This is a genomic window from Glycocaulis sp., from assembly GCF_051859565.1.
In the GTDB taxonomy this organism is placed as follows: domain Bacteria; phylum Pseudomonadota; class Alphaproteobacteria; order Caulobacterales; family Maricaulaceae; genus Glycocaulis.
Genome location: NZ_JBHYFK010000003.1, coordinates 175,026 through 186,715 on the forward strand (window position 1 = coordinate 175,026; position 11,690 = coordinate 186,715).

The 11,690-nt window shown below is 64.8% G+C and carries 11 protein-coding genes; 1 reads left to right on the top strand and 10 read right to left on the bottom strand.

The genetic code is table 11. The annotated features are described in order from the left end of the window. Window positions 1-140 precede the first annotated feature (140 nt). The 10 genes from ACTIGC_RS05810 to ACTIGC_RS05855 all read right to left on the bottom strand — a co-directional run bounded on the left by ACTIGC_RS05810 (window position 141) and on the right by ACTIGC_RS05855 (window position 9,194). Complete coding sequence (locus ACTIGC_RS05810) at window positions 141-1,811, bottom strand: complex I subunit 5 family protein (protein WP_439633517.1); 1,671 nt, start codon at window positions 1,809-1,811, stop codon at window positions 141-143. Next, a complete protein-coding gene (locus tag ACTIGC_RS05815; protein ID WP_439633518.1) occupies window positions 1,808-3,289 on the bottom strand; it encodes a complex I subunit 5 family protein in 1,482 nt (493 codons plus the stop codon). The genes ACTIGC_RS05810 and ACTIGC_RS05815 overlap by 4 nt, the downstream gene beginning before the upstream one ends. Then, on the bottom strand, window positions 3,286-4,761 hold the full coding sequence (locus tag ACTIGC_RS05820; RefSeq protein WP_439633519.1) for a complex I subunit 5 family protein: 1,476 nt from the start codon (window positions 4,759-4,761) through the stop codon (window positions 3,286-3,288). The genes ACTIGC_RS05815 and ACTIGC_RS05820 overlap by 4 nt, the downstream gene beginning before the upstream one ends. Beyond that, window positions 4,758-5,075, bottom strand: a complete 318-nt coding sequence (locus ACTIGC_RS05825) for an NADH-quinone oxidoreductase subunit K (protein WP_439633520.1) — start codon at window positions 5,073-5,075, stop codon at window positions 4,758-4,760. Before ACTIGC_RS05825 ends, ACTIGC_RS05820 begins: the two co-directional genes overlap by 4 nt. After that, a complete protein-coding gene (locus tag ACTIGC_RS05830) occupies window positions 5,072-6,001 on the bottom strand; it encodes a hydrogenase subunit MbhD domain-containing protein (RefSeq protein ID WP_439633521.1) in 930 nt (309 codons plus the stop codon). The genes ACTIGC_RS05825 and ACTIGC_RS05830 overlap by 4 nt, the downstream gene beginning before the upstream one ends. Beyond that, window positions 5,998-6,288 carry a monovalent cation/H(+) antiporter subunit G gene (gene mnhG, locus ACTIGC_RS05835; RefSeq protein WP_439633522.1) on the bottom strand — a complete coding sequence of 97 codons (291 nt, stop codon included), beginning with the start codon at window positions 6,286-6,288 and terminating at the stop codon, window positions 5,998-6,000. The genes ACTIGC_RS05830 and mnhG overlap by 4 nt, the downstream gene beginning before the upstream one ends. After that, window positions 6,285-6,599, bottom strand: coding sequence for a monovalent cation/H+ antiporter complex subunit F (locus ACTIGC_RS05840; RefSeq protein ID WP_439633523.1), 315 nt, complete (start codon window positions 6,597-6,599; stop codon window positions 6,285-6,287). Before ACTIGC_RS05840 ends, mnhG begins: the two co-directional genes overlap by 4 nt. Further along, the gene (locus ACTIGC_RS05845) at window positions 6,571-7,074 is read right to left on the bottom strand and encodes a Na+/H+ antiporter subunit E (RefSeq protein WP_439633524.1); all 504 of its coding nucleotides are present in this window, start codon (window positions 7,072-7,074) and stop codon (window positions 6,571-6,573) included. The genes ACTIGC_RS05840 and ACTIGC_RS05845 overlap by 29 nt, the downstream gene beginning before the upstream one ends. Window positions 7,075-7,352: 278 nt before the next feature. Beyond that, window positions 7,353-8,660, bottom strand: coding sequence for a spinster family MFS transporter (locus tag ACTIGC_RS05850; protein ID WP_439633525.1), 1,308 nt, complete (start codon window positions 8,658-8,660; stop codon window positions 7,353-7,355). A 120-nt stretch (window positions 8,661-8,780) separates the two neighbouring features. After that, window positions 8,781-9,194: a nuclear transport factor 2 family protein gene (locus tag ACTIGC_RS05855; RefSeq protein ID WP_439633526.1), complete on the bottom strand. Its 414-nt coding sequence runs from the start codon at window positions 9,192-9,194 to the stop codon at window positions 8,781-8,783. Between the two features lie 179 nt (window positions 9,195-9,373). Here ACTIGC_RS05855 and ACTIGC_RS05860 point away from each other — a divergent pair, with 179 nt between their 5' ends. Further along, window positions 9,374-11,608, top strand: a complete 2,235-nt coding sequence (locus tag ACTIGC_RS05860; protein ID WP_439633527.1) for a TonB-dependent receptor — start codon at window positions 9,374-9,376, stop codon at window positions 11,606-11,608. Window positions 11,609-11,690 lie beyond the last annotated feature (82 nt).

Here is an 11,690-nt window from a genome sequence, read left to right on the forward strand (position 1 = left end):
CACTGAGGGGGCGGATTTTGAAGCCATATAAATCTGGTATCGGGTTGAGAGGCAGAACAATGTTCGCCGTCCCCGGATTTATTCAAGCCGCGAGGCAGGTCAGGTAATCCGTGGCGGCCCGACCCGCCCGGCAGAACGTATCAAAGTGCGAGCAGTGCAAGCACGAGCACCATGACCAGCAGGAGAGCGGGCAGGGCATTTGCCAGCGTTGCCTCTGCCCGGTCCAGCAAAAGCCCGGAGAGGGCCTTCCTGCCGGGCAGGCGGGGTGCTGAGGGCAGGCGGAGTTCGAGCCCCTGCAGGGCGGTTACGAGCTTGGTCAGGGCCGGTTCGGCTAGCGCCAGCAGATCGCCTTGCGGGGCGGCGGGCAGGGCAAGGCGTGTGCGCCGTGCCGCCCATACGGCCAGAGTGGCGAGCGCCAGCGGCAGAGCGCCGTTCAGAAGATTGCTCCACTGCCAGACATAGCTCATCGGCAGACCGCTCATATCCCACACCGTCCAGGGCAGGATCAGCGCGCCTGCGCCCAGCACGGCCACCGGGATGGACCGCACCAATGGCGCACGCGCCTCGTCAGCGCTATCGGGCCTTACGCTCGCCAGAAAGCGGGTCAGCAGCAGGGCGGTGGTGAAGGCGGATGCGGTGATGAGAAGCTCGCTCAATGGCCCCAGAGGCGCTTTCAGGGCGAGCTTTGCAAGCGCCCCGCCGGTCAGCGGCAATCCGGCGACCGACAGGGCGATGACCGCGAGCACGGCGCGCTGGCGGTAGGCGGCCTTGCCTGCGCTGGCGCTCATTGCGCCGACACCGAGGAAGAGCGCGCCCTTGGCGAGGCCGTGATGGAGGGCGTAGATCGCGATGGCCGCTATAAGGGCGGCGGTTTCCAGTCCCGTTGCCAGACCTGCGCCGATAGCGGCCAGTATCAGCCCCATCTGGCTGACGGTGGAGTAGGCGAGGATCGCCTTGGGATCGTCCTGCGTCAGCCCGTAAAGCGCTGCGCCGAACGCGCCGGCAAAGCCCAGCATGGCGAGGATCGCGCCAGTATGGAGAAGCGTCTCGCCCAGCGGCAGGAAGACCAGCAGGCCGAAAATGCCCGCTTTCACGATCGCCCCGGACAGGACGGCAGAGGCTGGCACCGGGGCCGCAGGATGAGCCACCGGCAGCCAGACATGGAGCGGTATGAGACCGGCCTTGATGCCAAACCCGGTGATCAGGAGGGCGAGGATGAGCGGGCGGTCAGGCGACAGCCAGACCGCATCGACCAGCGCCTCGATGCCGGCCACCCCGCCTGCAGCCCCCGAAGCGAGGACCAGCCCGGCCAGCAGGGCGGCCTCCCCGATCACGGCCAGTACGATATAGGCGACCCCTGCCTTGAGGGCTTTCTGGCTGCGGTCATGGATGACCAGCGGGAAACCCATCAGCGAGACGAGCGCGAAGGCGACATAGAAGCTGATCGCGTCAGCGGCGATGAAGACGCCCAGATTGCCCGCAAGGCAGAGATTCCAGAACAGGGCGAAATTGCCGCCCCGGTCCTTCCCGGCCATGTAGAAGCGCGAATAGAGCCCGGCGGTCAGCCAGAGAAGGCTGGCCCCGCCCAGGAAGGTCGCGCCGGTCTCGCTCAAGCTGAGCGTCATGCCCAGCACTAGGTCTGGAAGCACCAGCACCTCGCCGCGCGGCGCGAACAGGGCTGCGGCAAGCCCGGGAAGGGGCGCGAAGATGGCGAGCGTCAGGCTGCGGTCGCGAATGAGCGGCAGCGCGCTGCCCGCCGCCAGCAAAAGGGGCAGGGCAAGAGCGAGAGGAAGGAGCCAGAGCGCGCTCATGGCAGATAGATCCGTTCAACGATCAGCGTGGCCCAGCCCAGCGGGCTCAGCTCGAACCCGGCAAACAGCCCCGCACCCAGAGCGGCCAGAGCCGTGAAGGCACCGGGCAGGATCAGCAGCCATGTTCTTGTGCTGGCCAGCGTCTCGCGGCTGGGCAATGTGTCTGCCGAGGGTTTCAGCCAGGCGCGGTAGAGCATGGGCAGGAAATAGGCTGCATTGAGCAGGCTGGAGGCGATAAGTACGCCCACCACCCAGCTGGCGCCGGACTGGTAGCCGCCAAGGGCGAGATACCATTTGGAGACGAAGCCCGCGACGGGGGGCACCCCGATCATGCCGAGCGCGGCAACGCTGAATGCGGCCATGGTGATGGGCATGCGCCGCCCGATCCCGTCCATCTGGGCGATGCCGGTAATCCCGGCCCGCTCGGCCAGCACGCCCGCTCCGAAGAAGAGCGTGATCTTCATCAGGCCCTGATGGACGAGATGAACCAGCCCGCCAATGACGGCGAACGGCCCGGCAAGGCTGGCTCCCAGCACGATATAGCTGACCTGGCTGACGGTGGAGTAGGCAAGGCGCTTCTTGATATCGCTCTGGCGCAGGGCCTGCAGCGAGCCGTATATGATGGTGGCAGAGGCCAGGGCCGCAAGCGGTATGCCGAGGCCCAGTGCCGCGACCGTCTCGATGCCATAGACATCATAGATCACTCGCACCACGCCGAACGCGCCGGCCTTCACCACGGCGACGGCATGAAGCAGGGCGCTTACCGGGGCTGGCGCGGCCATGGCGGCTGGTAGCCAGGGATGAAGCGGTATCAGGGCGGTCTTCGCGCCCAGCCCGCCGATCAGCAGGGCGAAGATCACGCTGGCGCTCAGCGTGGAGAAGCCGGAAAGGTCCGCCCCGTCGGCGAACTCCACAGGGCCCGATCCGCTTTCCAGCCAGACGATTCCGGCCAGCAAAGCCGCGCTGCCCGCCAGCGTGTAGGCAAGATAGGTGCGCCCTGCCGCCATCGCCTTGGCACTCCCGGTGTGGACGACCAGCGGCCAGGTGGCGAGGGTAAGTATCTCGTAGAACACGAAGAAGGTGATGAGCGAGCCGGACATGGCGATCCCGCTCGCGGCGACGACGCACAGATTGAAGAAGGCAAAGAAGCGCGCCTGATGGGGCGTGCCCCTCAGATAGGCAATGGCGTAGAGCGTGGTTGCCACCCACAAAACGGCAGAGAGCGTCACGAACAGGAGCGCGAGCGCATCAAGGCGCAGTACCAGATCAAGGCCGGGTACGAAGGCGATCCGCCATTCATACTCCGCCCCTGCCGCCACACCTGCCAGCGCATAGGTGACAAGCGCCAGCTTCAGCGCGGCAAAGCCGATATTCACGCCATTGCGCCAGCCCGCATGACCGGACAGAAGTGCGCTTGCCACAGCCGGGATGAGCGGTGCCAGCACCAGCAGGACCGGGATGAGGATGGCCGTGTTCATGGCTCCACCTCCTCCAGCCCGGCTTCACCGGCCTCTGGCAGGCCGGAAACCATGAGCTCATAGGGAGCTGCTGAAAGCAGGCCCAGCGCCATCGCCGCTATCGCCAGCACGAGCGGTGCCAGTGGCAGCCAGCCATGTGCCAGCGGCGTAATTGCCGGTGTTTCAGTGCCGGCAAACACGCGCGCCAGCGGACGGAAGAGATAGGCCGCCGCCATCAGCCCGCCTGCGATGATGACCAGCGCATAGGGCCATTGTCCGGACGCCAGCGAGGCGATCAGCATGAGGTATTTCGCCATGAAGCCGCCGCTGGGCGGCAGGCCCATCAGCGACACGGCGCACAGGGCAAAGGCGAACGTGGTGACAGGCATGGCTCTGGCTAGGCCGGTCAGTCCGTCCATCCGTCCATTGCCGCTGGCGTGGATCATCAGCCCAGCAGCGAGGAAGAGCCCCGCCTTGGCAAGCATGTGGGCGCTGGCGTGAAAGCCCATCGCGCCCCAGGCACCCGCCGCCCAGGGGGTGATGGCTTCTCCGCCGCCGGCCAGCGGAAAGACAAGAAAGAGATAGCCAAGCTGAGCGACGGTGGAATAGGCGATCAGGGCTTTAAGCCCCTCCTGCCTCAGGGCGAGGGCCGAGCCATAAAGTATTGCGGCGGCACCCAGCACCCCGAACCCGGTGATGATGGCAGGTTGCGTCAGCCCCGGCAGGGCCTCGAACCAGACCCGCAGCAGAATGACGAAGGAGGCTTTCACCACCAGTGCGGAAAGGAGCGCGCTGACCGCTGGCGGTGCTGCGCCATGGGCGGGCGGCAACCAGCCATGCAAGGGGAAGAGCGCGGTCTTGGCGATCAGCCCTGCCGAGATGAGGGCTGCACCGATGAGGATGCTTGTACGGGCCTCCGGCGCGCGTTCAGCGATGAGGGAAAGGTCCAGCGTGCCGACGGCGGCAAAGATCAATACCACGCCGAGGAGATAGGCCAGAGAGCCCGCCAGCGCGATCATCAGATAGTCCATAGCCGCCTTGCGCGAGCCGAAGGCGGCCAGTGCCACCGCACAGATCGATAACAGCTCGATGGCGACGTAGAGATTGAAGAGGTCGCGGCTGACCAGCACCGCGTTGACCGCAGCCCACAAGCCATAGAAGAGCGGCCAGAAGGTGTAGCTGCGCGTGGTCTCGGCCCGGGTAGTGCCATAGCTGCCAAGCGCGAAGAGCCCTGTAATGGCGGCGGTAATGGCGCTTGCCAGCATGAGTGCCGCCGCCAGCCCGTCTGCTTCCAGCATGATACCGAGCGGAACAGGCCAGCCGCCCAGCGCGCCGCCTTCCGGCGCGGTATGGACCGCAATCGCCAGCCATACCGCGAGACCTGTCATCAGTGGCGCTGCCAGCCAGATCAGGCGGGGGCCATGGCGCCCGGCCACAAGGCTGGCCAGCATGAAGAGGAGGGGCAGGGCGACGAGCGCAAACAGCAGGTTCACCGGCCTGCCTCCGCATTCTCGTCCTCGTCATCACCGCTCCGGGCGAGCCTGACGGCGAGCGCAGCGGCGAAGGCGGTCAGGGCAAGGGCGACCACGACGCCGGTAATGATCAGGGCTTGCGGGACCGGATCGACCCCGCCGCCGAAATAACCCGTGCCGCCGAAAAGCAGGAATATCCCGCTGCCGATCACATTGAAGGCGATCAGGCGGCGGATCAGCGCGCGGCGCATGATGAAGCCGTAAAACCCCAGCGCAATCAACGCCGCGCCGGTCAGTGCGAACAGGCTGCCACGCTCTGCCAGAAGCTCCATCATGGCGCCCGCCTTGCCGGACCGGCGATCAGCAGGGCGAGTGTCGCCGCGATGGAAAGGGTGAGTGCATATTCGATGATGAGGATCAGCGTTCGGGCATGGCCTTCGGGATAGCCGAGGGCGAGGCCTGCCAGTGCGCCTGCCAGCCCCGCGCCCAGAAAGACCAGCGGCCCGGCAAGGACGATGAGGCGCAAAGTAAGGCTGGAAAGGTGCGGCTCATCGCGCAGGCCCGCCAGCACGATCAGTATCCACACCGCCGCCAGCACGGTGCCTGCCTGAAACGCGCCGCCCGGCTGGTCCGCGCCGGCCCAGACCAGATAGATCGCGACCAGCAGACCCAGAGGGGGCAGGAGGCGGCCAAAGCTCGCCATCACGCCGTCAGGCAAGGTGGTGTGCCTTGGCCCCGGTATCCCGCCCCAGAAGCGGGCGGGGGTCAGCGACCAGACGGCGGCCAGAGCTGCGGTCAGCACCAGCGTTTCCAGCAGCGTGTCATAAGCCCTGAAGCTGAGCAGCACGGCGGTCACCGGATTGCCGAGATCCAGTGCAGGCTGGTTTTCCGCGACCGGGCCGGTCAGCCCGTCATGGCCGGGGAGGGAGAGGATCGCAAACCCGACCAGAGCGCCGAGCGCGGCGGCGCCCAGCCCTGCCAGGACGCGCACAGGCAGGCTTTTGGTGATCTCGGCCTCCAGCCCGCCCGCATCCTTCATGCCCTGCCACGCCCCGATCAGCAGGACGCCGGTCACGCCTGCGCCGATGGCCGCTTCGGCAAGCGCGACATCTGCCGCGCCAAGACTGACCCAGGCGAGCGCGATCAGCACGCCATAGACGATGTAGAAGACGACAGAGCCAAAGAGATTGCGCCCCGCCACAGCCAGACCGGCCGTGCCAAGGATCAGCGCACACAGGGCAAGATCGAAGGCCAGGCTCACTCGCCGCCCTCCGCCTTGAGGGCTGCACGCGCGACGAGCTGGGCCGCCATGCCGGCTGCAAACAGGGTGAGCAGCCAGACAAGGGCGAGCTTGCCCGCGATCCAGCCATCGCCCCAGTAAAGGCCCGCCGCGATGACGATGAAGCCAAGGCCCAGATTGTCCGCCTTGGTCAGCGCATGCAGGCGCGAATGGGTATCGGGAAAGCGCAACAGCCCCACCGTTCCGGCGACATAGAAGAACACGCCGAGCGCCAGCAGGCCCGCAATGAAGCACTCCATCGCGCTCATGGGTTTTCAGCCTCGTCAGCTTCCGGATCGCCTGCGCCTTCGGGCGTGACGGTCTTGACGAAGGCAAGCGCCGCAAAGGCAGCCAGCAGCGCCAGCACCAGCGCCACGTCCAGAATGGCAGGTTCGCTTCGGGCTGCCGCGATAAGCACGGCAATGCCCACTCCCCCTGAGCCGATGAGCTGTGCGCTCATCATCCGGTCGGCCCGGCCCGGCCCCCGCCAGGCGCGGATCAGCGCTCCGGCAACCGAGATAAGTACGCACAGGGCGGCGAGCATGAAGAGGTCAGCCATCATCGCGGCCCTGCGCCTCATCCTGTGAAAAGGCGCGCGCAAGGCGCTCTTGCTCGATTTCAAGCCGCTCACGCGTGCGGTCCGTCACCTCAAGACAGTGGATTTTCATGCCTTGCGCATCGCACCCGGCAGACAGCGTGCCCGGCAGAAGGCTCGTCTCGGCGCCGTAGAGCGCGCGGGCGGGTCCGTCCTGCATCCGGGTCTCAAGCTCTATCCAGCCCGGCTTCACGGGCAGGCGCGGATGGAAGGCCCGCCAGGCGACATCTACCCCGCCCATGACCGAGCGCACCAGAAAGCCGGGAAACAGCGCGGCGAGGCGCAGAAGCCTTAAAGGGCGCGGTCCCGGCGGCAGAAGGATAAGGCTCAGCGCCGTAGCAGCCGGAACGGTGATGAGAAGATACGGAAGCGCGCCAAGCTGTCCGCCGGCCAGGACCAGCCAGGCAAGGCCCAGCAGCGCAGCGCGTTTGAGTGCGGAAAGCAGGAGCGAAATGGACACGGCGGGCAGCGTCATCCCTGACTGGTGGCGGTTGGAAGAAGTAAATATTGCGCCGCACGCGAAGGCAAATGACCTGCTGCCGGGGTCAACGCATTCATAAACCCGTATTCGGAGTGGACCTTGTCAGCTCCCCCACGCCAGCCGCCGTCCTGCGGGCCTGGTGCCACGCTCTGTGGGGTGGGGGAGGCGGGCAGGCATGCGGGCAGGCTGGCGCGGCGAGCGCGTGCCTGAAACAGTCCCGATACGACGTTAGCCCCTCCTCCGAGGACTAGCTTCTATTAGGCGGCGGCGGGAGCAGCGCCGGGCTGCGAACGCCGGTGCAGGGAGCGCGCAACGAGGACCAGTGTCACGACCGCAACCGGGTAGAAGGGCACGAGCGACAACATGGCGTATTCGAGCCCTTGTGCCGGACCGTACTGACCGGCCAGCCAGTCACTGGCAGCACCGATATAGAGCGGGCCCAGGCCCATCCCGACCAGATTGATGACAAACAGCAGGATAGCCGCCGAGGTGCTGCGCTGGCCCGGAGGGGCGAGATTTTGCACGATCGCCATGCCGGGGGCGACAAACATCATGTTCATCGCCATCGGGATGGTCAGGAAGATCAGCGCGACATACCAGCTGTCCGCCATCACGCCGATAACGAAGAACGGGATGCCGATGCCCAGCGCCCAGGCCGGGATCACGGCGTAGGCACTGGGCGTGGTGCGCGCAAAGCGGTCGGCAAGATGGCCGCTGAGAAACATGCCGAGCGCCATCGAGAAGCCGATGACCAGGCTGTACCAGGTCGCTATGTCGGCCATTTCAGCGCCCTTCGCGCGCATCAGCAATGCAGGTGCCCAGGCGGCAAAGGCGTTGAACACGAAGCTGTAGGCCGCTGCAGCGAGCAACAGCATACGCAAGGTCGGGTCGCCGAGAAAATCACGCACGCACTGCATGATTGAGGGGCCTTTGGCCCCGCCGGGCGCCGCCTCAACCGGCGCGTCAAACCGGCCCCTCTTGGGCTCTCGCACGCACAGCCAGAGCAACAAGGCCAGCACAACACCTGGAGCGGCGACCACGAAAAATGCGGTGCGCCAGCCAAACTGTGCGGCGGCCCAGCCACCCAGCGCCACGCCCACCGTCGCGCCGAGCGGCACGCCCAGTGACCACAAGGCGATAGCGCCGCCACGCCGGTGAGGGGGGAAGTAGTCGGAGATGATCGACATGGACGGGGCCGCGCCGCCCGCCTCACCGATGCCCACGCCGATACGGGCAAACAGCAGGTGGAGGAAATTGTTGGACAGGCCGCACAGACCGGTGAACAGGCTCCATACTGCGCAGGCCACAGCCACAACGCGCACGCGGTTCACCCGGTCCGCCATCCACGCCACGGGGATGCCAAAGCTGGTGTAGAACACGGCGAACGCAAAGCCCGACACCAGACCGATCTGGGTATCCGAGAGGTTCAGGTCTGCCTTGATCGGCTCGGCGAGGATCGCCACGATCTGACGGTCAAGATAATTGAACGCGTAGATAAGCCCCAGAATGAGCACGACAAAATAGGGGTACACGCCAACGCGCTGCTCACTCTGGGTAGATTGCATGGATTGGCCTCACATTGCGCCGGAGAGTCATCAACGCCTGCTGGCGGACCGCTCCGGTAGCCCCTGATGATGAAGCCGCCCCCGGATCAGGAGGGCGGCTTTGAACGACAGCAATACCAATTAGTTACGGCCGTGGTGGTCGAACTCTTCAACCCCCATCTCCCGCAGGAGGTGGGCCCGGTCATAATACTCGCGCCACTCGGTGATGAGATTGTCATCGCCGAACGAGATCACGCCGACGACGGGCACTTCGCCCTTCTTCCCCTTGAAGGTGAAGCGGTCCCAGCGCTCGACATAAACCCGGCCGTCAATAACGCCGATATGGTCGATATCGAGCACGATCTCGTCAATGCCGGCGCCCAGCCCGGAAATGCGCTCGTAAATGGCTTCCCGTCCGACCACTGGATCGACCATCATGGAGTGAAGCACTCCATTGGAGGCGAACAGATCGCCTACCTTGCGCCAGTCCTTCTTCTCCCAGGCTTTCGCCATCTCGCGGACGGCTGCGATCTTCTTTTCCTCGCTGGATGACATTATTTTTCTCCCTGTCAATCTCGTTATGCAAGCGATATTGGGGGCATCTTCGGAGCCTGTCAATCAACACTGGCTTGACAAGACTGTCAGGCGAGTCATGGTGTCACTTGCTTAAAAAGACGAATGGCCCGCAACACCCGTCACAAAGGCGGGAGGGCGGCCCGAGGGAGGAGTTGAGCATGTCTGTCCGTTTCCGGAGAGGTCGGCTTCTGCTGACCACTGCCAGCCTGGTGCTGGGCGTCGTAATGCCCGCCACGTCACTGGCCAATGAGTTACAGGAACAGCCCGTAGCATCCACCAATCAGGGTGTTGAGGTGCTGGTCATTACCGCGCGCAGGCGGGCTGAAAGCCTGCAGCGCGTGCCGATAGCCGTCACCGCGCTGGGGTCAGAACAGCTGCGTAACGAACAGATCACCGATCTGTCGGAAATCGCGGCCTATGTACCCAGCTTTACCTACCAGTCCCAGAACTCGATGGAATCCGAGATGTTCATCCGCGGTGTGGGCACCACCCGGCTGAACGGTGCGACGGCAGACCCGTCGGTCGGCACGTTCCTCAACGAGATCTATATCGGCCGGCGTGGTTCCGCGACCCCGCCGCTCTTCGATCTTGAACGCATCGAGGTTCTGCGCGGCCCGCAAGGCACGCTTTATGGCAAGAACGTCGTCGGCGGCGCTATCAACCTGATCACGGCGGCACCGCAGGACGAATTCGGTGCGGGCGGATCGGTGTCGATCGGCAATTACTCCAGCCTTTTCGCCGAAGGATTTGTCACCGGCGCGCTGAGCGAAAACCTGTCGGCGCGTCTGTCGCTTTACCGCGAACGTCATGACGGCTTCGCGCGCAATGTGATTCGCGATGAAGAGCTGGAGGACCGCGATTCCTACGCCGGGCGTCTGTCACTGCTCTGGAACGCCAGCGATAATGTGCGCATCTCGCTGATTGCAGACTACAGCGATGATCAGGGCGGCGGACCTTCGCGCAACGCCGTGGACGATCCCACCCAGCCCGGATTTGGCTTCATCACGCCAAACATTCCGGCTAATCCGCGCCTGAACCACTCACCCTATGAGCAGTATGCCAACCGCACCACGGGCGGTCTGACCGGCCGGATGGATTGGGACCTCGGCAACTCCACGCTGACTTACCTCGCCGGCTACCGTTATGGCGAGGCGTCAGGCCGGTGGACGCAGGCCGGGGCCGGCTCGCCGCCTTCGATCACGGACAGCACGCTGACCCAGTACGAGCAGTACCGCGGTTATACCCAGGAGCTGCGCCTTGCATCCGATGCCGGAAACCGGCTGCGCTGGATTGGTGGCCTCTACTATCTCTTTGAGGATATCGAACGGAGCTCGCGCAACACGGCAACGTCCTTCCTTCCGGGCGGTCCGGGCAGCACGCGGGACTCGCTGGACGGCGATAACATCTTTATCGGGTTCAGCGAGACGCGCAGCTATGCGGTCTTCACCGAGGTGGAGTTCGATATCACCCCGGCAATAACGCTGGTGGTGGGCGGGCGTTACACCCGCGATGAGAAGGACCTCCAGTCCGACGCAATCATTCTCGATTTCGGGCAGCCGGGAGACCTGCTCTCGCCAGCCCCGCTACAGGAAGCGTATTCGGTAACGGTTGATCAGACGTGGTCGCGCTTCACCCCGCGTGTGTCGCTTGAGTGGGATGTGTCTGACAATCTGCTTGTCTACGCGTCCTATTCAGAAGGCTTCAAGGGTGGTGGCTGGCAGGGGGCAACGGCTAATGCGGTGGCGGCCGCAACAGCCTATGATCCCGAATATGCCACTACCTACGAGATCGGCCTGAAAGCTGACTGGTTCAGCAACCGCCTGCGTACCAATCTGGCGGCCTTCTACACCGACTTCTCTGACCTGCAGGTGGAGTTGCTTGACGATGTGAACCTCACCCTCGTCGTCGCCAACGCCGCCGACGCCGTGATCAGCGGGTTCGAGTTCGAGGTGCAGGCAAGCCCGACCGACTGGCTGAACCTGTTTGCATCAGGCTCGATCATCAACGCGGAATACAAGGACTATATCGATCCGCTTCGGGGCATCGACTATAGCGGCAACCAGATGCAGCGTACGCCGCAGTACCAGTACGCGGTCGGCGCGGATATCCGCCAGCCGGTAGGCAACAATCTCGAGCTGATCGGCAATATCAATTACGCCTATCAGGATCAGATGTACTGGGGCCCTAACGAGCTCAACTTCGAGCCGGGCTACGGCCTTCTCAATGCCCGTGTGGGGATCGGCGCCGAAGACGGCCGGTGGACGCTCTCGCTGTGGGGCCGCAACCTCACTGACGAGCTTTACCGTGTCAGCATCATCCCGTTCGTGGGGGATGAGGTGTCGGTATTTGGTGCACCACGCACCTATGGTGTGCGCCTGACGGGCCGGTTCTAGGCCACAGGCAAGCCGGGGGACCGCCGTGCCCCCGGCAACTCTTGACAAGGGTGTTGCCTGACCGGAGGGTCAGGCAACACCC